The 21,667-nt window shown below is 34.0% G+C and carries 13 protein-coding genes and 1 pseudogene; 10 read left to right on the forward strand and 4 right to left on the reverse strand.

Annotated elements, in window-relative coordinates; genetic code table 11:
• Positions 1 to 154: 154 nt before the first annotated feature.
• The 4 genes from JM658_RS04545 to JM658_RS04560 all read left to right on the forward strand — a co-directional run bounded on the left by JM658_RS04545 (position 155) and on the right by JM658_RS04560 (position 4,892).
• On the forward strand, positions 155 to 928 hold the full coding sequence (locus JM658_RS04545) for a membrane metalloprotease (protein ID WP_236958034.1): 774 nt from the start codon (positions 155 to 157) through the stop codon (positions 926 to 928).
• A 60-nt stretch (positions 929 to 988) separates the two neighbouring features.
• The gene (locus JM658_RS04550; RefSeq protein WP_236958035.1) at positions 989 to 2,347 is read left to right on the forward strand and encodes an MATE family efflux transporter; all 1,359 of its coding nucleotides are present in this window, start codon (positions 989 to 991) and stop codon (positions 2,345 to 2,347) included.
• Between the two features lie 277 nt (positions 2,348 to 2,624).
• On the forward strand, positions 2,625 to 3,953 hold the full coding sequence (gene ffh / locus JM658_RS04555) for a signal recognition particle protein (RefSeq protein WP_236958036.1): 1,329 nt from the start codon (positions 2,625 to 2,627) through the stop codon (positions 3,951 to 3,953).
• A gap of 54 nt (positions 3,954 to 4,007) precedes the next feature.
• A complete protein-coding gene (locus tag JM658_RS04560) occupies positions 4,008 to 4,892 on the forward strand; it encodes a bifunctional 5,10-methylenetetrahydrofolate dehydrogenase/5,10-methenyltetrahydrofolate cyclohydrolase (protein ID WP_236958037.1) in 885 nt (294 codons plus the stop codon).
• Between the two features lie 14 nt (positions 4,893 to 4,906).
• Here JM658_RS04560 and JM658_RS04565 read toward each other — a convergent pair whose 3' ends face one another.
• A complete protein-coding gene (locus JM658_RS04565; protein WP_236958038.1) occupies positions 4,907 to 5,914 on the reverse strand; it encodes an AI-2E family transporter in 1,008 nt (335 codons plus the stop codon).
• Between the two features lie 127 nt (positions 5,915 to 6,041).
• On the reverse strand, positions 6,042 to 6,968 hold the full coding sequence (locus JM658_RS04570) for a mechanosensitive ion channel family protein (protein ID WP_236958039.1): 927 nt from the start codon (positions 6,966 to 6,968) through the stop codon (positions 6,042 to 6,044).
• 177 nt (positions 6,969 to 7,145) lie between these two features.
• Here JM658_RS04570 and JM658_RS04575 point away from each other — a divergent pair, with 177 nt between their 5' ends.
• Positions 7,146 to 8,882 (forward strand): BCCT family transporter, encoded by a 1,737-nt coding sequence (locus JM658_RS04575; RefSeq protein WP_236958040.1) that lies wholly within the window; start codon positions 7,146 to 7,148, stop codon positions 8,880 to 8,882.
• Between the two features lie 93 nt (positions 8,883 to 8,975).
• Here the strand turns inward: JM658_RS04575 and rho are convergent, their stop codons facing one another.
• On the reverse strand, positions 8,976 to 10,679 hold the full coding sequence (gene rho / locus JM658_RS04580; protein WP_236958041.1) for a transcription termination factor Rho: 1,704 nt from the start codon (positions 10,677 to 10,679) through the stop codon (positions 8,976 to 8,978).
• A gap of 195 nt (positions 10,680 to 10,874) precedes the next feature.
• On the opposite strand from rho, the gene JM658_RS04585 reads away from it, so the two are divergent.
• Together JM658_RS04585 and JM658_RS04590 are read left to right on the forward strand one after the other, a co-directional pair.
• The gene (locus tag JM658_RS04585; protein WP_236958067.1) at positions 10,875 to 11,285 is read left to right on the forward strand and encodes a DUF4293 domain-containing protein; all 411 of its coding nucleotides are present in this window, start codon (positions 10,875 to 10,877) and stop codon (positions 11,283 to 11,285) included.
• Positions 11,286 to 11,479: 194 nt separating this feature from the next.
• The gene (locus JM658_RS04590; protein ID WP_236958042.1) at positions 11,480 to 13,378 is read left to right on the forward strand and encodes an immunoglobulin domain-containing protein; all 1,899 of its coding nucleotides are present in this window, start codon (positions 11,480 to 11,482) and stop codon (positions 13,376 to 13,378) included.
• A 37-nt stretch (positions 13,379 to 13,415) separates the two neighbouring features.
• Here the strand turns inward: JM658_RS04590 and JM658_RS04595 are convergent, their stop codons facing one another.
• Positions 13,416 to 15,005 (reverse strand): peptide chain release factor 3, encoded by a 1,590-nt coding sequence (locus JM658_RS04595; RefSeq protein WP_236958043.1) that lies wholly within the window; start codon positions 15,003 to 15,005, stop codon positions 13,416 to 13,418.
• Positions 15,006 to 15,314: 309 nt separating this feature from the next.
• On the opposite strand from JM658_RS04595, the gene JM658_RS04600 reads away from it, so the two are divergent.
• The 3 genes and pseudogenes from JM658_RS04600 to JM658_RS04610 all read left to right on the forward strand — a co-directional run.
• Complete coding sequence (locus tag JM658_RS04600) at positions 15,315 to 17,759, forward strand: hypothetical protein (RefSeq protein ID WP_236958044.1); 2,445 nt, start codon at positions 15,315 to 15,317, stop codon at positions 17,757 to 17,759.
• A 173-nt stretch (positions 17,760 to 17,932) separates the two neighbouring features.
• A complete protein-coding gene (locus JM658_RS17300) occupies positions 17,933 to 20,653 on the forward strand; it encodes a DUF7507 domain-containing protein (protein ID WP_236958045.1) in 2,721 nt (906 codons plus the stop codon).
• Between the two features lie 335 nt (positions 20,654 to 20,988).
• Positions 20,989 to 21,667 (forward strand): annotated as a pseudogene (locus JM658_RS04610) (hypothetical protein); the annotation flags it as partial.

Raw genomic sequence — 21,667 nt, forward strand, 5'->3', positions numbered from 1 at the left:
GCTTTGAAATAGTCAAAGCAAAAGAAATTTAGTAGACCTCTTCTAAGTTTACTAGGTAATTAGTTTTCATAAATTCAAGTGTTTGAGGGGCGTTTTTTAATTAGAACGCCTCTTTTTTATTGATATTTAATATCTTGCATCAAAAAACCAATCTATGCTTAAAATAATTCTGAGGCTGTTTTTAGTTACAATATTTCTTTTTTTTACAGCCTGTTCTAAAGATGACGACTCTCAAAATGCAAATAATTTCATGGCAGCTAACCGGTTGAGTACTGGTGATTCTGCGAAGGATTTTTTAACAGAAGATAACTTTACAGATTTAGTAATAGAGGTCGTTTATGTAGAGGGATACCAACCTTCACAAATGGCATTAAATAACTTAGTTAGTTTTATAAATCAGCGTTGTTATAAGTCTGGTGGAGTAGAAATAAATATGCGCTCTATTGAATCGCCAGGAGAAGAGATTTATGATATAAACGAAGTAGATGATCTTGAAAAGGAGATTAGATCGCAATATACTTCTGGTAATAGATTGGCGTTGTTTGCTTTTTTTCTTGATGGTAAATATGATGCAGATACGGAAGAATCTCTGGTTTTAGGAGTCGCTTACAGAAATACATCATTTGTTATTTTCGAAGAAACAATTCAAAGTCTTAGTGATGGTATAGCAGAACCAAGTCGAGTATTATTAGAGAGTACAGTTTTTAGGCATGAATTCTCACATTTACTAGGTCTTGTAGACTTAGGATCAGATATGCAAACGGACCATTTGGATGAAGAGAACGGCCATCATTGTGATGTGGAGTCCTGTTTGATGAATTACAAAGTAGAATCTGGTTTAAATATTAGAGGAATGGTTTCAGAAGAAAATATTGCACAGCTCGATAGTCAGTGCTTAGCAGATCTCCGCGCTAATGGAGGGAAATAATGTAACTTTGTAAGAGTTATTATATCTAGGAAGTGTATATAATGTATTTGTGATAATAAGATGAAAATAAAAAACAATAACATCGAAGGAAAGATTTTAAATACGTTATTAAAGCTAGCATTTCCAATTATTATGGCCAATGTTTTGCAAACAATGTATCAATTAATTGACACTTTCTGGTTAGGAAGATTGGGAGCAAATGCCGTAGCTAGTGTTAGTTTAAGTTTTCCAATTTTATTTTTAGTATTATCATTAGGAGGTGGATTAACATTGGCAGGAACCGTAATTGTATCGCAACATAAAGGAGCTGGAGATCAAAAAATGGTGAATTATTCTGCTTCTCAAACAGTTGCAGTTATCTTTTTTGTTTCTATAGTTTTAGCATTTATAGGTTATTATTCTGCAGATCCATTAATGCGTTTAGTAGGGGCGAGTCCAGAAATATTAGAGGAGTCGGTTACCTATTTTAAAGTTTCCTCTTGGGGGTTTATTTTCTTATTTATGTTCTTTGTTTATCAATCGCTAATGCGTGGTATTGGGAACGTAATCATACCAATGTATATAGTCTTAGCAACGGTAATACTCAACCTTATTTTAGACCCTCTTTTTATATTTGGTTATGGTTCGATTCCAGGTTATGGTGTTGCTGGTGCAGCAATAGCAAGTATAATTACACAAGGAATTTCTGCTTTTATTGGAATGTGCATACTTTTTAGAGGAAAGAATGGGATCTCCATAAGTTTTTCTTGTATGAAGTTGGACTGGAAATGGATTAAAAACCTGTTTTCATTGGGAATTCCTTCAAGCTTAGATCAGTCGAGTAGAGCAATGGCGATGACAGCAATGATTATGTTGGTAACAAGTTATGATAGTGAGGTAGTAGCAGCTTATGGAATAGGAGCAAGAATATTAAGTTTAGTAATTGTGCCTGCATTAGGACTTTCCATTGCTACAACAACTTTGGTAGGGCAAAATATAGGAGCAGGAAGAGTGGATAGAGCAGAGAAAGTAGGAAATCTCAGTGCTATTATAGCCGCAATAGGACTTACCTTTTTAGGAATGGTATTATTCTTTTTTGCAGAACCTCTTACTAGATTTTTTGTTCCAGACGATGAAGAAGTAATTATTATAGGAGCAAAGTTTATAAAAATAATGGCTCCAAGTTTTGGGTTATTGGGAGTGCAACAAGTATTAAATGGAGTTTTTAATGGAGCTGGATTAACAGCAGTTTCAATGTTGGTATCTATAGCCGCACTTTGGGTTATAAGATTTCCTGTTGCTTTTATGTTGACAAATAAAACAGATTTGGGTTACGAAGGAATTTGGTGGGCATTCCCTATATCTAACGCTATGGCAGCAATTATAGCTTTTGTTTACTTTAAAAAAGGAGCTTGGAAATATAAAAACTCGCTAGCATAGTTTTCCTGGGCTATTTTTATTTCTGATTTATATGCCGATAAAAAGATAATTCAGAAATTAATTTTATAAAGAATATCCTTAGTTTTTTTTACTTCTGAAGTGTCTAAATAGCTATATAAAGTTACCAGTTCTAAGGTTGAAAAAGCAAAAACTTCATCAAAAGGAACTTATTAAGCAGATTACACTTAAGAAGTCTAAAATAAGCTTCCAACTTCTGATTCAAATTATTAAATTTGCACTTCCCGAATAATTAGGGTATTAAAAGAAGGAAAATAATATGTTCGATAATTTAAGCGAGAAGTTAGATAAAGCGTTTCATGTATTAAAAGGACATGGGCAGATTTCAGAGGTAAATGTAGCGGAAACATTAAAGGAAGTACGTCGTGCTTTATTGGATGCCGATGTTAACTTTAAAACAGCCAAAGAGTTTACAAATACGGTAAAAGAAAAAGCTTTAGGTCAAGATGTATTAACTACATTGAAACCAGGTCAGCTTATGGTGAAACTCGTTAAAGACGAGTTGGTAGATCTTATGGGAGGTGAAGTTGCTGATGTAGATCTTTCTGGAAATCCGTCTGTAATATTAATGGCTGGTCTTCAGGGTTCTGGTAAAACTACTTTCTCGGGGAAATTGGCGAATTTCTTAAAAACTAAAAAAACTAAAAAACCTCTTTTAGTAGCTTGTGATGTATATCGTCCTGCTGCAATCGATCAGCTTCACGTTGTTGGAGAGCAGATTGGTGTTGAGGTATATTCTGATAAAGGAAATTCTGATCCTGTTGCAATTGCAAATGCAGGTATTGCACATGCAAAGGCAAATGGACACAATGTAGTTATTGTCGATACAGCTGGGCGTTTAGCAGTAGATGAGCAGATGATGAATGAGATATCTAATATTCATGCTGCCATTACTCCAAACGAAACCCTGTTTGTTGTGGATTCAATGACGGGACAGGATGCAGTAAATACAGCAAAAGCTTTTAACGATGTATTAGATTTTAATGGGGTAATTCTTACCAAATTAGATGGTGATACTCGTGGAGGGGCTGCTTTATCAATTAAATCTGTTGTTAATAAACCAATCAAGTTTATTGGTACTGGAGAGAAAATGGATGCTATTGATGTATTCTATCCTTCACGTATGGCAGATCGTATTCTTGGAATGGGAGATGTTGTTTCTTTGGTGGAAAGAGCTCAAGAGCAATATGATGAAGAAGAAGCAAGAAAACTACATAAAAAAATTGCTAAGAATCAATTTGGTTTCGATGATTTCTTGAGTCAAATTCAGCAGATAAAGAAAATGGGAAGCATGAAGGATTTACTAGGAATGATTCCTGGTGCTGGAAAGGCTTTAAAAGGAATGGATATTGATGATGATGCCTTTAAAGGTGTGGAAGCAATTATACATTCTATGACTCCTGAAGAGCGTACAAATCCTGTGATTTTAAATGGAAGTAGAAAGAAACGTATCGCAAAAGGTAGTGGAACTTCTATCCAAGAGGTAAATCAACTTCTTAAACAGTTCAATCAGATGAGCAAGATGATGAAAATGATGCAAGGCGGCGGTGGTCGTAAGATGATGCAGATGATGCAGGGAATGAAATAATTTCTAGAATAGAATTTTAGAAGAACCAAAAAAATAACATCCAAAACCCTTATAATGGAAATTTTAGACGGTAAAAAAATATCAAATCAGATAAAAGACGAAATCACTGTTGAGGTTGATAAAATGAAGAAGAAAGGGGAGAAAGTTCCTCATTTAGCAGCGATTATTGTAGGTAATGATGGCGCTAGTCTTACCTATGTAGGAAGTAAAGTAAAAGCTTGCGAACGCGTTGGTTTCGAATCTACTTTAGTGAAATTACCGAGCACAACTAGTGAGCTGGAGTTGTTAAAAAAGATTGAAGAGCTTAATAAAGATGAAAATATTGATGGTTTTATCGTTCAGCTTCCATTACCTGAGCAGATAAATGAGCAAAAGGTGTTAATGGCTGTAGATCCTGATAAAGATGTAGATGGTTTCCATCCTATGAATTTTGGGAAGATGGCTTTGGATATGAGTACTTTTATCCCTGCAACTCCATTTGGAATATTAGAGCTTTTAGAGCGTTATAATGTAGATACAGCAGGAAAACATACCGTTGTTATTGGTCGTTCTCATATTGTTGGACGCCCGATGAGTATTTTAATGGGAAGAAAAGGTTTCCCAGGGAATTCTACAGTAACTTTAACGCATAGTCACACTAAAAATATCACACAGATTACTTCGCAAGCAGATATTATTATTACTGCATTAGGGCAGCCTAATTATCTAAAAGCGGAAATGGTAAAAGACGATGTAGTTGTTATTGATGTTGGAATTACTCGTGTGCCAAGTGAAGACGCCCCTCGTGGTTATAAAATTACTGGAGATGTAGATTTTGAAAACGTAAGTAAAAAGGCAAGTTATATAACTCCTGTTCCTGGAGGTGTAGGACCAATGACAATTGCTATGTTGCTTAAAAATACATTATTAGCTCGCGCTCGTCATAAAGAGAGAAGCTAGTAAGAATTAATATATTATGAAGAGCCTTCATTTGTTTCAGGGCTTTTTTTATGCTTAGTTTTTCCGTATTCATTTTTATAAATCTTTACCAATAATAAGAACAGACTTACTACCAATGGACCGAAAATTAAACCTATAAATCCAAACAATGGAACTCCTATAATCACTCCAATTAGTGTAATTAGTGGGTGTAAGTTTGCTAGTCTATTTTGTATGATTACTCTAAAAACATTATCAGTAGAGCCTACTACAGCTGCACCATAAATTAATAATCCTGTTGCTTGCCAATTTTGTCCTTGAGAGAAGAGTAGTATTGCCACAGGGATAATACCAAGAGCTGTCCCAACAAAAGGAATCATAGAACCAACTACAGTTACTACAAACCAGAATAGAGGATCTTCAACTCCAAAAATATAATATCCTATAAGAGCAACGATTCCTTGCATTAATGCAACAAGAGGAATACCGATAGCGTTAGATTTCACGATATCACTGCTCTCTTTAGAAATAGAATCAATGTTATTGTCGCTAAGTGGGATGTATGATAAAAATTTCTTCTGAAGAACTTCTGCGTTTGTCAGCATAAAGTAAAGTATAAAATACATAATTGTAATACCAATTACAGTATCAAAAGTGGTTCCTGCAAGTCCCTGCACTTGGTCTGACATCCATCCAGTAATATCTTTTGTGTTTATTTCAGATAAGAAGTTTATGCCAATATAGTCTTCAACTTGTCCGAGTTTAGATTTTAATATATTCGATATCTCTTCCGAATTCTTAACTACTTTTTGAACTTTAGAAGATAGTAAAAGCACTATTAAAGTAATAGGAATAACAATTATAAAGATGGAAATGACAATAATAATTGTAGCTGCAAGCCAAGGTTTCATTCCTTTATTAAGGAACTTAATCATCAAACCTTTAAAAAGGACATAAATAGTAATAGCACCTAACACTCCAGAGAGGTATGGAGTCATCTCTTTCATAATAAGATATGCTAATGCCAAAATTATGGCTAGCATAAATAATTGGCGTATTAAGGCAGGGCTTAAGCGATCGTTATTCATGTGAATTTGGTTGGAGTTTGTTTTTAAAGTTAATAAAAGTAAGTTTATGTGGATGTTAATTAGTTTCTAAATTTATAGAATCTTATTTTTTTATAGTTTCAGATTCTTTAACGAGGACTCTAGTTTTAGGAAAGCTTTCTGGATAATTATTTTGAATATATTCAATTAGTTTTTCTCTTATAAATACGCGTAAATCCCATGCTTGAGGCGAATTTTTAGCACTCATTAATGCTCTTATTTCAACATAGTTTTCTTTATTGTCTGTAACCTGCAAAACATTTACCTTTTTATCCCATAAATCGGTGCTTTCGAGAAGGCGGGTGAGTTCTTCTCTTAATTTATCAAAAGGGATGTTGTAATCGGTGTAGATAAATACCGTTCCGAGGATATCGGCGCTATTTCTTGTCCAGTTCTGAAAAGGTTTTTCAATGAAATATGTTGTAGGTAATATAAGTCTACGTTTATCCCATATTCTAACCACAACAAAGGTTAAGGATATTTCTTCTACCCATCCCCATTCACCTTCTACAACCAATACATCATCTAAGCGGATAGGTTGTGAAATTGCAATTTGCAATCCAGCTAGAATGGTTCCTATAACTTTTTGCGCTGCTAAACCAAGAATGATTCCAGCAACTCCCGCAGAGGCAAATAGGCTAAGTCCTATTTTGCGTACGCTTTCAAAAAGCATTAGTATAACGGCAATAGCAATCATAATTATTATAAATATGATAATGCGCTCGAGAATATTAAACTGAGTATAGAGTTTACGCGCGTTGAGGTTGTTCTCACTTTTAATATCGTAGCGCCTTAAATATCTAGATTTTGTAACTTTTAAAATAACTATCAAAGCCCAAGCAACACTTATAACTAATAAGATAGAACTTAGTTTTCCAATTACAAGTGCAGTTTCTTCATTGAAATTAAGAAAGCTATTTGCTCCAGACTTAAAAAATATAGAAAGAGCAAATAATAGAATAGGAGTTATAAATTTTTTTAATTGTTTCATATGGTTGGTTTTTAATCAAATTATAAAAACTTTATGAGAATAAGAAGCTCATTAACAAGCTTATAACCTACAACGATATAGAGATTAATAGTAGTTGATAGAAAATGTGCGATAAATTGTTTATATTCTATATTTAATTTTTAGATTATTAATCCCTTAGCTTAAAAAAATAATATAATGAAAGAAGCAGATGAAGCTCCAAAAGATAGTAATGTTATAACTAATCCTGAGGTACAGCTAGAGGTAGATTCCATGGTGGAAGAATATGAGATTGAACTTCGGAAGGAGTTGGATTTATCGAAATCGAAAACCTATAAGGAAATTGAGAGAAGGAAAAAGACTTTTCGAGAGCGTTTGATTGAAAATGAGCTAAGTGATATTAGAAGAAGTGTTAACGATATACAAGATGAGGAGAGATATATAATTGGTAAAAATTTTTGGTTGAGTATAATAATCACCTTTTTGGTAATTATTTTTGCTGTAGTCTCTGGTGATGAGCTTAAAAATGTGGCTGAAGATATTTCTCAATTTATTGCTCATTATCTTAGTTGGTTCTACGTATTGCTAGCCTCGTCATTTTTAATATTTTTAATTTATTTAGCTTTTAGTAGGTTTGGGAGTGTTGTTTTGGGACCTCCGGATCAGCGTCCTGAGTTCTCTAATTTCTCGTGGTATTCGATGTTGTTCTCTGCAGGAATGGGTGTAGGGATATTGTATTATGGAACAGCTGAGCCAATGCATCATTTTTTAAAACCACCATTGGCAGATCCTGGAAGCATTCAAGCAGCAAAGGAAGCAATTTCTTATACTGCATTTCATTGGGGATTTCATGCATGGGGGATTTACACTATTTGTGCTTTAGGAACTGCTTATTATGGATTCAGGAAACGTAAAAAATATCTAATTTCTTCAAGTGTACTGAATTTTACTTCTAATAAAAAAGCACAAAAAAGAATTAAATCTTTTATAGATCTCGTTTCTATTCTAGCTGTAATTTTTGGTGTAGGAGCCTCTCTTGGTCTTGGAGTGATACAAATTAGTGAAGGAATGGACTATGTATTTGATTGGGATACTTCAAATTTATTTGGCTATGCCTGTATTACTATTTTTATAACATTGGTTTTTATAATATCCTCTTCAACTGGTTTGGATAAAGGGATTAAAATACTATCAAATCTAAATATGCTTGTTGCTATCGCGTTACTTTTATTTGTTTTCTTTGCGGGGTCAACCTTATTTGATTTAAAAGTATTTGTAGATTCTATTGGTCAATATTTACATAAACTCCCAGAATACAGCTTTAAAGTAGATCCTTATGAGCCAGAATACGAAAGCTGGATGGGAGACTGGACCCTTACTTATTTTACTTGGTGGATCTCTTGGTCGCCATTTGTTGGCATCTTTATTGCTCGTATTTCAAAAGGAAGAACTATTAGGGAGCTTATTTTGGGTTGTCTACTAATTCCAGCATTGTTTAGTATTTTTTGGTTTTCAGTTTTTGGAGGAAATGCAATCCAAATGGAGCTTTTTGGAGATGTATCTATCGGCCCACAAATTCTTGATAATGTAAGCTTAGGTACTTTCCTACTTTTTGAGCAGCTGCCATTGTCTAATGTAACCTCTTTTATAGCTTTAATCTTGTTATTTACATTCTTGGTAACATCAGCAGATTCTGCAACCTATGTTATCAGTATGATGACTTCGGAAGGAGATTTAGATCCTAAGTTGCGTTTAAAAATTACTTGGGGAATTGTACTATGTATGCTGTGCATCATTTTACTTGCTGGTGGTGGATTAAAAGCTTTGCAGGCATCAACGTTAATCTTTGCATTTCCGTTTTCTATTGTTTTAGTAATGATTGCAAGGTCACTTTATTTCCGATTATCAATTCAAGTGAAAAAGAAAAGGTCTTAGTTTTATAGATATAACTTTTAAAGAATAATTGAAATAAAAAACGCCGTCTAAACATGATTTAGACGGCGTTTTAATATTTGTAAGAAAAGTTTACTACTGATTCATAGTCATTAAAAACTCTTCGTTGTTTTTTGTCATTTTAATACGTTGCTCCATAAATTCCATAGCTTCAACAGGATTCATATCAGAAAGGTATTTACGCATAATCCAAATACGTTTTATAGCCGTTTCATCTAATAAAAGATCATCACGTCTTGTAGAAGAAGAAATAAGGTCTATAGCAGGGAAAATACGTTTGTTAGCAATACGTCTGTCTAATTGTAGTTCCATGTTACCAGTTCCTTTGAATTCTTCAAAAATAACTTCGTCCATTTTAGAACCTGTATCAGTAAGAGCAGTTGCTATAATTGTAAGCGATCCTCCGCCTTCAATATTTCTTGCAGCACCAAAGAAACGTTTTGGTTTATGTAATGCATTGGCATCTACACCTCCACTTAGTACTTTACCACTTGCAGGTTGCACAGTATTGTAAGCTCTTGCCAAACGGGTAATTGAATCTAATAGGATAACTACATCATGACCACATTCCACCAAACGTTTTGCTTTCTCTAAAACGATGTTCGCTACTTTTACGTGTCTGTCAGCAGGCTCATCAAAAGTAGAAGCAATAACTTCTCCACGTACATGGCGTTGCATATCTGTAACCTCTTCAGGACGTTCATCAATTAAAAGTATCAATTGGTAAACTTCAGGATGGTTTGCAGCGATTGCATTTGCAATGTCTTTAAGTAACATTGTTTTACCAGTTTTAGGCTGAGAAACAATCATTCCACGTTGTCCTTTTCCAATAGGAGAGAACAAATCTACAATACGTGTAGATAATGTGCTTTGTCTTTCTGCTAGTCTAAATTTTTCTGTAGGGAATAATGGAGTTAAGTGTTCAAAAGAAACACGGTCTCTTACTACCTGCGGACTTAAACCATTAATAAGGTTGACTTTTATAAGAGGGAAATATTTTTCACCTTCTTTAGGAGGTCTAACAGTTCCTTTTACAGTATCACCTGTTTTTAGTCCAAATAAACGAATTTGAGATTGCGAAACATAGATATCATCAGGAGAAGAAAGGTAGTTGTAATCACTACTTCTTAAAAATCCATATCCATCTTGCATAATATCTAAAACACCCTCACTCTCAACAATTCCGTCAAATTCAAAATCAGGATCTCTGTATCGGTTTTTCTTCTCTTTGTCAAAATTGTCTTTATCCTGAGGAGTAGAACCTTTTTTACGAGGATGAGGTTGGTTATTACGTGGTGATGTATTGTTATTAGAATCCTTACGTTGTTTAGGATTCTTATTGTCGTTATTATTGTTGTTGTTTTTTGCAGCAACAGGTTGCTTTCTAGGAGCTTCTCTTTTTGGAGCAGCTTTCTTTTCAGCAGGGTTATTATTCTGATTCTTTGGAGTGTTTTCTGTTTTATCAGCAGCAGCTTTTGGCTCTTGTGCTTTTACAGGTTCGCTTTTAGAATCTTTATTTGTAGTGATAGGCTCCTTTTTAGGAGTTCTTGTTCTTTTTCTTGGGGAAGGTTTAGATGCAGTTTTTTTAGTTTCCTCTTTTACATTCTCGGCTTTTGCCTTCTCTATTGCTACTGCTTCTGGACTTGCTGCTTGTACATCTAAGATTTGATATACTAAATCGTTCTTTTTTAAAGATTTGTATTTAGGAATACCTGCCGTTTTGGCGATCTCATGTAATTCAGCAAGTTTTTTTGCTTTTAAATCTGAAATTTCAAACATTGATTAAATAAATAAATTATTATTGGTTTGAGGTGAAAAATGATTTTTTTCTTGAAAATAATTATAGAAGTGTTAATTGGAACGCAGTAAAGTACTCGTTTCGAATTGACTACGCAATATTACAAATTTATTTTAATAAACAAGCACATTTTTTCGAAAAGAACGTTATTTTTGTCACAACAAAACAAGAAAAACGTGTTACAACGTATACAAAGTATATATTTACTTATCGTAGTTATAATCAGTGGGGTATTACCTTTCTGGGCATATTTATGGACAGACGCAAATGGCGAAGCTGTTTATGCAGATAGCGATATTTTATATTCTGCTTTATTTGCAATATCTGCAGTTTTAGCTTTTGTAGCTATCTTCTTGTACAAGAAAAGAAAAAATCAATTTGTTTTGAACAGATTGAACATGATATTAAATCTTTTTTTACTAGGATTTTTCGTTTATCGATCTCTAGTCTTATCCGGAGAAATTAACGTTTCAGAGAAGGGTATTGGGATGCTTCTCCCTATTATTTCTATCGTTTTTTTAGTGTTAGCCAATAGGGCTATAAAAAAGGACGAAGATCTCGTAAAATCAGTTGATCGATTACGGTAAACCTAACATCTTAGTGTATTAGTGCGTAAGCCCGGGTGAAGATCCGGGCTTTTTTATGTTTACTATTTAGCATTATCCAGATGTAATTGCTGCTACTCACCACGTTAATAGGTGTCTTCACAACATTAAATTTCTACCCTATTCTGAAATCAATAAATTTGCAGTGATTAAAGAAATAAACTCCCCCAAGATTTATGTTATTTGAGAAACCGTTTAATAGCTCACACTCGTTTATTAAAGAGATTGTTACAGTTTTTTTTATAACTGGTGTTTTAGCGGCTGCTTATAGTTTTACAAAAATTAATCAAGAGCGTGAAGAAACATTTATAAGCACAGCTCCTCAAGATACTGATAACGACGGAATAACAGATGATATCGATAAAGATGATGATAATGATGGAATTCCAGATTTATTAGAAGATGAATGCGAGTTTTTAGGAACTTTTGGCACTCCTTCAGCGTCTGTAAAATCTGGAAATGCTGTAAGTGCAATTTATTCTGATTACGATGGGTTTTGGAGTTCTAAAACTACATCTTTAAATCCTACAGCCTTCGATAATCATTCAACTTTATTAGCTTTTGAAGCACAAGGTATTACATATGCTACAGGTGCAGGAGTAGGAAATAGTATGATGATAGATGGTGATAATGATGGTAGGTTTGACGGAATAGATACCGATGGAGATGGAAATGCAGATGTTAATCTAGAGGAAACTACATGGTTAGCTTTACAGCCAGTAACAAGAATTACTACTGGTATCCGTTTGGAGGCACGCGCTTTAGACGGAAATGTAAATGATGCTAAAGGTCCGCTTTTAACTTCAGGGAATACACCTTTTAATCCATACTTATACGAAGGTGAAAGAGGGCTCGATATGGCATATACAATTGCTAATATTGGAAATAGTTGGTCTTTTCGTCTCGGAGGGAGTGCAGAAGACGCATATAATGATGGTATTATGGATATTCTATTAACACAAGGAGCAAAATTAACAAGTGGTTCCAATTATAACCGACTTAATTTATTGGATGCTAATGGAAATTATCTTGGGAATGGAGTGGAAGTAGTGTGGAATGACATCCCGATTGTTGGAGAATCTATAGTAGATCAATATAACCCAAACGATAGTAAGCATGCTGCAAACGAACGTAAGGGTTTACGCTTTGCAGCTGTAGAATTGTCTGAGTTTAATCTTGATTCAGAAGAGATTAGTAAGGCTGTCGCATTTAGATTGGAGATTTCAAGTGGAGCAGATCCTATCTTTTTTGCAGTGAATGAAGGTAGTTTTACTCCAGGTTGTATTTCTGTAGATACCGATGGAGATGGGATTGCTAATAGTTTAGATTTGGATAGTGATAATGATGGGATTTATGATGCAGTAGAAGCTGGTCACGGTAAGAATATTGATGCTGATGGAAGAGTAACTGGAAATGTTGGTACAGATGGCATTCCAGATAATGTGCAAGCAGCAGGCCAGTTTAATAGTGGGAATATCAATTACAATGTAGCTGATTCTAACGGAGACAATATTTTTAATTACATGACGATTGATAGTGATTCTGATGGTTGTAGTGATGTTTTAGAAGCTGGTTTTTCTGATGCTGATGCCGATGGTGTCATAGGGACTGGAGCTATTTCTATAAATTCTCACGGAGTAGTTATAGGTAGTGGAGGTTATGCAACTCCTTTAGATAAAGATATCGATGGGAATCAAGATTATACTGTTGCTAGTGGTCCGCCTTCTATTTCTGTACAGCCAAAAAACGCAGTTTTATTTGATGGTTATGCTTCTAATATTACGATCTCTGCTGATGATTTAACGGCTTATCAATGGCAATTAAGCACAGATGGAGGTATCCATTTTATTGATTTAACTAATGATGATTCTTATGTAGGAGTAACTTCCGAAACGTTAACTATAAAAAAGGCTGATTTTTCTATGGAAGGTTATATCTATAAAGTGATTTTAGAAAATGCTGGATATGTATGTGAGCCTTATAGTACTTCTTCTGAAGCAGTAGTGAAAGTGAGGGTTAAAACTGTAATTAGTAATAGGAATCAAACTTATAGGGTAAATACCAAAAAGCCTTAATTCCTATTAACTAAAAACTGTAGTCTGTTATTTTTAACTACTTATATTCTGATACGAAATGTAATTTTACATTCGGATATTTCTGTTGCGTCATTTGTATGGAGAAAGAAGAATCTGCTAAAAATACAAGTTGTCCTTGTTTATCTTTAGCTAAGAATTTCTGCTTTACACGTTTAAACTCTTTAAATTCCTCACTTTTAGGATCTGCAGGTTCCACCCAGCAAGCTTTATGTACAGGAAGGTTTTCATACGTACATTTAGCACCATATTCATGCTCAAGACGGTATTGAATAACTTCATATTGTAAAGCTCCTACAGTACCAATGACCTTTCGGTTATTTATTTCTAAGGTGAATAGCTGTGCAACACCTTCATCCATTAATTGATTCACTCCTTTATCAAGTTGCTTAGCCTTCATAGGGTCAGCATTATTAATGTAACGGAAATGTTCAGGAGAGAAACTAGGAACCCCTTTAAAGTTTAATATTTCCCCTTGTGTTAAGGTATCTCCAATTTTAAAGTTTCCGGTATCATGAAGTCCTACAATATCTCCAGCATAAGAGATGTCTACAATTTCTTTCTTTTCAGCAAAAAAAGCATTTGGACTCGAGAATTTTAATTTTTTATTATTGCGAACATGTAAGTATGGAGTGTTACGCTCAAAAGTACCAGATACAATTTTTATAAATGCGAGTCGGTCTCTGTGTTTCGGGTCCATATTGGCATGTATTTTAAATACAAAACCAGAAAATTCTTTTTCGTTAGGATCAACGAGGCGCTCTTCTGCTTTTTTTGCTAATGGAGTAGGGGCAATATCAACAAAGCAATCCAATAGTTCTCTTACACCAAAGTTGTTCAATGCAGAACCAAAAAATACAGGTTGTAAGTCTCCCTTTAAATATTCATCACGATTAAAGTCAGGATAAACTTCGTAAACTAATTCTAGATTCTCACGAAGATCTTTTGCAGGTTTCTCACCAATTATTTTTTCAAGCTCAGGATTGTTAACATCATCGAAAGCGATAGTTTCTTCAATGTTCTTTTTGCTATCCCCACTAAAAAGGTTGATATTTTTTTCCCAAACGTTATAGATCCCTTTAAAGTCGTATCCCATGCCTATTGGAAAACTTAGAGGCGTAACACGAAGATTAAGCTTTTGTTCTACTTCATCTAAAAGATCGAAAGCATCTTTCCCTTCCCTGTCTAATTTGTTTATAAAAACAATCATAGGGATGTTTCTCATACGGCAAACTTGAACTAATTTCTCCGTTTGCTCCTCGACACCCTTTGCAACGTCTATAACAACAATAACACTATCTACAGCGGTAAGAGTTCTAAAAGTATCCTCAGCAAAGTCCTTATGCCCAGGAGTATCTAGAATATTTATTTTTTTATTCTGATAATTAAATGCTAATACGGATGTGGCAACAGAGATCCCTCTTTGTCTCTCAATCTCCATAAAGTCACTGGTAGCACCTTTTTTAATTTTATTACTTTTTACAGCACCCGCCTCTTGGATAGCACCTCCAAAAAGGAGTAGCTTTTCCGTTAATGTAGTTTTACCGGCATCTGGGTGGGAAATAATTCCAAAAGTCCTTCTTCTTTTAATCTCGTCTTCTAAATGCATGCTTACCTTTTTTAAGGACTGCAAAAATAAATTATTCTGTAACAAGCGACACTATGAATATAAATAATTTATAAAAAGTTGAAAATATGAGCTAAAACGTTTAATTATAAAGGGAAAATATAAGTTTTTTTAACCTTTATACACTTTATCGATAGTTTATTGTCGTATGTCTTTTTTTTAGGTGACAAGAATTTATACTTGATATATTTGCGAAGTGTTAACTTTATTTTAACATTATTTATTAGACCAAATCTTAATGAATTGATTTTACCCTTATAAATCAATTTTAACCTATTAGATGTATTACCTATGCTAAGGATATTCACATTCCTTAATATTTATTTTGAAAAAACATTCTTTTTTGAAAAAGGGATGTTGGTTTTTGTGTTAGTAATGTTCTTTTACAATGTTAATGCTCAAAAGGCGATTACCAATATAAATGCGTCTTATGTTAATGTTACTAACGCTGCTACAAACTATCAGATAAATGGTAATGGTTCTCATGGAAATTATTCATCAGGAACTAATTATAATCTTGAATTCGGTAGAATAGATAATGCCCAAAATAATTACGAATTAAGTAAAACCGCTTCTTTTGTTGCGGATGGAAAAACTTATGATGCCGCTTTTTTAGTTGATAAATTTTTTGTGAGGCGTAATGGGACTGCTAACGGAACGGTAAGTGGGAATAAAAAGCGACAAATTCTGTGGTTTGAGAAAGAGTCTTCCGGAAATAGTGGTGCGAACAGAAGGTTGAGGCCTACATATGCTGGTAGTATAGAAGAGTCTTTTAGAAGTTTACGTTTAAATATTGGTTCTGATAATACATTTGTTAACTATACTGGATCCGGCAGTGCGCAGGTAAATAATATAGAAAGATTTGATTATATAAATTCAGAAGGTATTTCTACGAGTACACCTCAAAATGCTGGTTTTGCAGTCTTTGAAAGAAACGGAAATGATCCTTTTAAGATAGCAGCTGTCTTATCAATTGATGAAAATGGAAACCCATTAACTTTTGGAGCACTTAAACAGATAGCTAATAATGCGTATGGAAGTTATAGTGTTCATAATACAGAATATGTAATTTTTCAGAAACAAGATAATGATACATTTCTAAAGCCTGCAGAAGATGGAGGCCCTCAAAAAATTTCAGGAGTTTTTATAAGTTTAAGTGATTTGGGAGTTGCTGCTAATAAGGTGTTTTATGGTTATGTTATCCTTCCAAATGATGCTATTAGTACAGATTACACAAAGAATCCTACCAATACAAACTCATCCGATGGAGGGATGGACGCCTATCCTGGAGGTGGTTTTTATGATAGCGATGGAGGTTTGCAACAAGTAAATGCTAATAGTGATATTGATAACGATGGAGTTCCTAATACAAGCGACTTAGATGATGATAATGATGGGATTCCAGACATTGACGAAGGATTAAATTGTGGGACTTCTAATTTAAAGGGGAATAAAACATCTAATGTAAATTACGGAAAAGACGCACTTACGGCTATAGCTGAGTATGAAAGTGTGTCGGTAGATGTTACATCTACCGTAAGTAATAGTAATGATTCGAAGCCTTTTAGGTTTGAAAATAATATTGCTGGTAATGCAGAAGGTTTACTATTAAATACAACCAATACAAATTTTGATATTGCCCCAAGTACTCATACTTTTCAATTTAATCAAGCTATAACAAACTTAGAAATCGACTTAGGAGATATTGATGAGAATGATATTATAGAAGTCAAGGCCTTTAATGGTGTAAATAGATTAAAGTTGAGTGCTAGTAATTTTATTATTCCTGCTACTAATATTACTTACGATGGAGCAGCTACCGTTTATGCCAATTCTAAATCAGTTGCTAAAACAGCTAGCACAAATAATGTAACGCTCAGAATAGGAATCCCAATAGACAAATTAATATTTAGAGTAGGTAAAAATGTTACCACTAGTAATCTCGAAGTTTCATTTAGTAATATTAAATATTGTATTGCTACAGATACAGACCAAGACGGCGTTTTTGATTATTTAGATTTAGATAGTGATAATGATGGGATTTATGATGCTGTAGAAGCGGGTCATGGTGTTGCACACTATAAAGGGCGTTTGTCTGGAGCTGTAGGGAATGATGGTATTGCGGATGCTCTTCAAGATTCGGCAAATGCGGGCACTATTAATTATACTATACTAAATAGTTTTTTGTCAACAAAACAAGATTATATAAACATAGATAGTGATAACGATGGTTGCAGTGATGTATTGGAAGCTGGATTTACTCAGAATGCATATAAACCAGGAACCTTATCGGGAAATACAATAAATAAAGAAGGTACTATCGGAGGAAATATTGATGGCTATACAATCCCTCAAGATTTAAATGCTAATAATTTTTACGATTATAGAGAAAATACACCAACTCCAATAATAACTATGCAGCCCAATAGTAAAACAGCTTTTGCTGGAGATACTACTTCTTTTGAAGTAACAGGAACTGATATTGATAATTATCAATGGCAAGTTTTTAATGGAGCTGATTGGATTGATTTGGTGAATGGGTCTGTATATTCTGGTGTGCATACTAAAAAGCTGAATGTCAAAGTGAATAGTAAAATAAATAAAACATATTATAGAGTGTTAGTCACAAATACTACTAGTGTTTGTGGAGATTTAATTTCTGATGAGGTTGTATTATCAGTGAAAACGAAAACGGTAATTACTAATAGAAATCTAACATACAGAGTTAATAATTAAACAGCTGTCTTAAGATTGCATTTTATCGATTTTATAACACGAATTAACAAATTAATGAAATGAATACTATGCACGCATAGTATGTTTGTGTAAGAATAATTTATTAACAAAAAATTAAGAAAACTGAGTACACCTATCTTGCGTAGGTATTTAAAATAAAGGATTGGATTTTAATGAAGCATTTTTACTTAACAATTTTATTATTAGCTTTTTTTCTGCCTACTGTTTCGGTTGGTCAGACTACTAATGATTTAAGTGTTACAAAGATTAATAAGAATTCTTTTAATAATGTAGGTGATATAATTACTTATGATATTGTAGTAAGTAATAGTGGGTCTCAAGTACTCAATGATGTTACTGTGTTAGATCCATTAACCAGTTTGGATGAAAAAATCACTTTAAACGCTAATCAAAGTCGAACTTTTACTCAATATTATAAAGTAACTCAAAAAGACATTGATTTAGGATATGTTAAAAGTACAGCAAGTGCTGTTTATGGGAAAGTTAATGTAGCTATGGATAATTCTAAGCAAGTCCAATTTTACATTTTTCCAATAGATGTTGTTGTTTTATCAAACAACTATAATTGCATGAATGGTTATGCTTATGCAGTTAGATTTGCTTATGGTATTAGTGGGGATGGAGTTTCTGATATAAGTGAATTTTATGGTGATTTACCGTGTATCGACAATGTAGAGGATTTTAGAGTTAGTGTTTCAAATGGGTCAAAAGGCTATACGCAGTCTTATCAGGATTCTCGGAGTGCTTCAGATTGTAATACAATCAATTTGGAAACTCTAGGCTGCGAAAATTTTGATATTACTATAATTGGAAACGGTATACCAAAACAAACTTTTAGTATAAACCCAAATGAAAATATTTATTTCACATCTAAAAATTCAAATAATACGGTTTATAAAGGTCAAGTGGTAAACAATCCTCCAACTATTACAGCTAATAATGCGGATGGAAACGATGCTTATTGTCCAGGAACTACTGTTCCAATTGCAAAAGATGTAGTAATTACAGATAACGGAGGTGGAAATTTACTTTCCGCAGCATTCATTCAAGTTTCAGTTAATTATAAGCAAGGAGATATTTTAAGTTTTACAAATACTTCTAAGATTAAAGGGACTTTTAATTCTTCAGAAGGGAAAATGAGTTTAAAAGGAGAAGCTACTTTTGCAGAGTATAAAGCGGCAATAGAATCTATTAGATTTAGTTCGTCTGCATCTTTTGTTGATGGATTAGGTAGAGGTTTTTCTATTGTTTTGAATGAAGCAAATTATTTAGAATCTACAGGGCATTATTATGAATATGTACCTAATGTAAAGATACGGTGGGATAACGCAAAAGCTGCTGCAGAGAATAGAACTTTTTATGGATTAAAAGGGTATTTAGCAACTATTACGGGGCCAGAGGAAGCAGCGCTTTTAGGAAAACAAGCCCCAGGAGCTGGATGGATTGGAGCTAGTGATGTTGAAGTGGAAGGAGTTTGGCGTTGGGTAACAGGACCAGAAAATGGTCAACAGTTTTGGCAAGGTGGAACACCTGCTAATGGAGGAAAAGTGATTACTGGAAAGTATGCTAATTGGAATGATAAGGAGCCCAATAACCAGAATAATGAGGATTATGCACATATAACCGCTCCAGGAGTTGGTCCAAGAGGATCTTGGAATGACTTGCCAATAGCAGGAACTTCAGGGAATTATGAGCCAAAAGGATATTTAGTAGAATATGGGGGGATGCCGGGAGATCCTGTTCCTCCTAAAGTCTCAGCAACAACTTCATTAACGTTAGAAAAAGTAAAGCCAACAGCCAGTATTCCAACTCCTATTACAGCAAAATGTAAAGCGCCAAGTCCAAATATTGATTTAGTTATTGATGAGGCAGATAATTGTACAAAAAACCCTACAGTAGCCTTTGTTTCTGATGATAATACAGATGCGAATAAAGTATTGAGAACATATAGTATTACTGATGCTTCAGGGAATATAACAAACGTAGTGCAAACAATAAATATAATAACACCTACCGTAGATGCAGGAGAGATGCAGACAATTTGTAATGGAGACTCCGTAACCTTAACATCTACGATTAGTAATGGTACAGCACCTTACATATATGAATGGAAAACTGGAGGAAATGTTGTAGGAACCACTGCTAATATTACAACGGTGCCTGTTGGAGAAAAGGACAATAACTTAAATATAGATTATACAGTTACGGTTACCGACGCAGCAGGTTGCACTTTTACTGATGATGTTAGAGTACGAGTAAAATTTGTTCCAGAGGCCACTGCTACAACTAATAGTGCTAGCTGTGGGGAAGATAACGGAAGTATTACTTTTAATTTTCCAAATAAGGACAATAGAAGTAGTATTCAATTTAGTCTCGATGGAGGAAATACATATAATACAACCCCAGATGATAGCGGATCAATTACATATACTGACTTAAAAACAGGTTCTTACAACTTATGGGCGCGATGGGGTAATGGAGAATGCGCTATTGAGTTAGGGGACTATAATATAGAAAGGAAACCAGAGGTCGCTATTACAGATCAACCTAAAGATCAGAAAATATTTGTAAATCAAGATGCAGAATTTTCCGTAAGCATAGATAATGCCGATACGTTTCAATGGCAGGTAAGTAAAGATGGAGGCATAAACTTCATTGATATTAATGATGGATCAGAATACAGTGGAGTAAATACAAAAGTCTTGACAATAGTTAGTACAGATATAGATAAAAACAATTATCAATATCGGTTGGTATCAGTTGACAGTATGAACGGATGTGCTCCTGTAGATTCTGATGCGGCAATATTAAATGTAGGTGTCCGAACAGTAATTACAAATAGAAATCAAACATACCGAGTCAATAAAAACTAAAGTAGTTGGTCTATGAAAATTACAGTTAATCGACCACACAACAGCATAGGCCTATTACACATCATTTTATTTTTTAAAACACTGTATAACAGTAGTTTTGTTAGGCGAAATGATGAGGTTGAAAACAAAATAAACTTAATTCAAAACTCATAAAAATGATATTAATCTACTCCTACATAAATAGGGAACACGTATTGAAAATCTAATAATTTCAATACTTACCTAGTATATACATACACCTAAGATATATCAAACAAAATGAATGTTGTTTACACAGCAGAAGGGAACTGTTGTCTAAATTTTTAAATAATTATTGCTAAGAAATTTTTAAAAGAATGAAAAACGGAATTTTAATTATAGTGTTGCTTATTTCCGGTTTAGCGTTTTCACAAACACCAATAACTGTAAAACTTGAAAATCAATGTAACTGTCAGGTTCTTAATGGAACAGATGTTACTGATCCTGGTGACGTCAACAATCCAGCAGACGTAGGGGATATTTATATAAATACAGACTCAGGATTATTGTTTTTCTGGGATGGAGATTCTTGGGAATTGACTTCTGGTCATACTGTTAAAAGTATGACGTTTGCTATAAATAAAGACAACAGAACTCTTGAGTTAATAGATATTAATAGCGGTGAAATTTTGGAGGTATCGCTAGATGATATAAAAGATGAGGTGAATACCGATAATCAGAATTTAGCAAATGTATTAGGAGAAGGAGCAGATGCAGGAGATGTTGAAATCACGGGGTTATTAGACCCTACGGCAGCTCAAAGTGCTGCTACAAGAAATTATGTAGATAGTGCAATAGCAACGAGTGCTGCGGATGGTTCAGAGACAAAATTGATAAATGGAACAACGACGACAGTTACTGGAGATGGAAAAGATGGTTCTGCGTATAAAGTTGAAGTTGCAGCTGAGTCAATTACTTCTACTGAGATTAAAAATGGAACCGTTGCTAATGAAGATTTAGCAGATGCTGCTGTTCAGACAGAAAATATATTAGATG

Origin of the sequence: Joostella atrarenae, from assembly GCF_021764745.1 — a bacterium.
GTDB lineage: Bacteria > Bacteroidota > Bacteroidia > Flavobacteriales > Flavobacteriaceae > Galbibacter > Galbibacter atrarenae.

Excerpts from the sequence above, each read along its gene's own strand:
- JM658_RS04545 (WP_236958034.1), top strand. The coding sequence starts at position 155 with ATGCTTAAAATAATTCTGAGGCTGTTTTTAGTTACAATATTTCTTTTT.
- JM658_RS04550 (WP_236958035.1), top strand. The coding sequence starts at position 989 with ATGAAAATAAAAAACAATAACATCGAAGGAAAGATTTTAAATACGTTA.
- ffh (WP_236958036.1), top strand. The coding sequence starts at position 2,625 with ATGTTCGATAATTTAAGCGAGAAGTTAGATAAAGCGTTTCATGTATTA.
- JM658_RS04560 (WP_236958037.1), top strand. The coding sequence starts at position 4,008 with ATGGAAATTTTAGACGGTAAAAAAATATCAAATCAGATAAAAGACGAA.
- JM658_RS04565 (WP_236958038.1), bottom strand. The coding sequence starts at position 5,914 with ATGCTAGCCATAATTTTGGCATTAGCATATCTTATTATGAAAGAGATG.
- JM658_RS04570 (WP_236958039.1), bottom strand. The coding sequence starts at position 6,968 with ATGAAACAATTAAAAAAATTTATAACTCCTATTCTATTATTTGCTCTT.
- JM658_RS04575 (WP_236958040.1), top strand. The coding sequence starts at position 7,146 with ATGAAAGAAGCAGATGAAGCTCCAAAAGATAGTAATGTTATAACTAAT.
- rho (WP_236958041.1), bottom strand. The coding sequence starts at position 10,679 with ATGTTTGAAATTTCAGATTTAAAAGCAAAAAAACTTGCTGAATTACAT.
- JM658_RS04590 (WP_236958042.1), top strand. The coding sequence starts at position 11,480 with ATGTTATTTGAGAAACCGTTTAATAGCTCACACTCGTTTATTAAAGAG.
- JM658_RS04595 (WP_236958043.1), bottom strand. The coding sequence starts at position 15,005 with ATGCATTTAGAAGACGAGATTAAAAGAAGAAGGACTTTTGGAATTATT.
- JM658_RS04600 (WP_236958044.1), top strand. The coding sequence starts at position 15,315 with ATGCTAAGGATATTCACATTCCTTAATATTTATTTTGAAAAAACATTC.
- JM658_RS17300 (WP_236958045.1), top strand. The coding sequence starts at position 17,933 with ATGAAGCATTTTTACTTAACAATTTTATTATTAGCTTTTTTTCTGCCT.